General features: G+C 60.8%; 1 protein-coding gene. It reads left to right on the top strand.

Translation table 11 applies throughout. The annotated features are described in order from the left end of the window. Positions 1–61: 61 nt before the first annotated feature. Positions 62–1,230 (top strand): IS3-like element ISRme13 family transposase gene (locus K206_RS0136720; protein WP_155888428.1). Its coding sequence is split into 2 segments (ribosomal slippage), with 1,170 coding nucleotides annotated over them: positions 62–317 and positions 317–1,230; the frame shifts between segments, so codons are not numbered across the junction. This gene is flagged as partial in the annotation.

Raw genomic sequence — 1,230 nt, 5'->3', positions numbered from 1 at the left:
TGAGCTTGCCCCCGCAAAACGAATCCCTTGCTGAGGTTAAACTGAAGCAAGGAGAGATGTGATGACAAGCAAGACAAAGCGGGCGCAGTACACGCTGGAATTCAAGCTGGAAGCGGTACGGCTGGTGAAGAGCGGGCAGAGCATGGCAGTGGTTAGCGCGACCCTGGGCATCAGAGCGCAGACGCTGCATAACTGGGTCAAGGCGGAGCGGGAAGGCAAGCTGACTGGTGCGGGTATGAAGCCGGTCAGCCCGGAGCAGATGGAGCTGGCCCGGCTTCGGGCGGAGGTGGCGCGCTTGAAGATGGAGCGCGATATTTTAAAAAAAGCCGCAGCATACTTTGCGAAGGAGTCGGTGTGAGGTATGCGTTCATCGAGCGAAACCGACGTTACTGGCCGGTCTCGGTCCTGTGTGAGCTGTTAGGGGTCAGCCCCAGCGGCTATCACCAGCGCAAGCAACGCACAGTAAGCACCGACAGGCCAGATAGAGGCCGACTCAGTGACGATGCCTTGTTGGCCCACATCAAGGCGATTCACGCCGGGGTCAAGGGGGAGTACGGCTGGCCGCGCATGTGGAAGGAACTGCTGGCGCGTGGGGTGCGGGTGGGCAAGGAGCGTGTTCGCAAGCTGATGGCGCTGCACGGCATCCGTGCCCGCCACAAGCGCAAGTACATCGCGACAACCAACTCGAACCACGATTTGCCGGTGGCCCCCAATCTGCTGCAACGCGACTTTAGCCCAGCAGCACCCAATCAAGTCTGGACGAGCGACATAACCTATGTGGCGACCGCCGAAGGCTGGCTCTACCTGGTGGTCATCATCGACCTGTTCAGCCGGCAGGTGGTTGGCTGGTCGATGCAACCACACATGAAGGCCGAATTGGTCACGGACGCGCTGCGCATGGCCTGGTTCCGGCGCCGCCCGGAAGCCGGTGTGATTGTGCACACCGACCGGGGAAGCCAGTATTGCAGCCATCTGTTTCAAGACGCCCTGAAGGCGTATGGCATGCGCTCGTCAATGAGCCGCAGGGGCGATTGCTGGGACAACGCGCCGACTGAGAGTCTGTGGGGGTCGTTGAAGGTCGCTCGCCTGCACGGTCGCCAGTTCGCTACCCGCCGCGCCGCAATGGACGAGGTAATTGACTGGCTTGGCTTTTATAATGCCAGCCGACTCCACTCGACGCTGGGCTACGTCAGCCCCATGACGTTCGAGAAAAACTGGTCCGCAGCTCAG

Source organism: Cupriavidus sp. WS (genome assembly GCF_000395345.1).
In the GTDB taxonomy this organism is placed as follows: domain Bacteria; phylum Pseudomonadota; class Gammaproteobacteria; order Burkholderiales; family Burkholderiaceae; genus Cupriavidus; species Cupriavidus basilensis_B.
The sequence above is the reverse complement of the archived record's forward strand: the minus strand, read 5'-3'. Positions and strand labels throughout refer to the sequence as shown.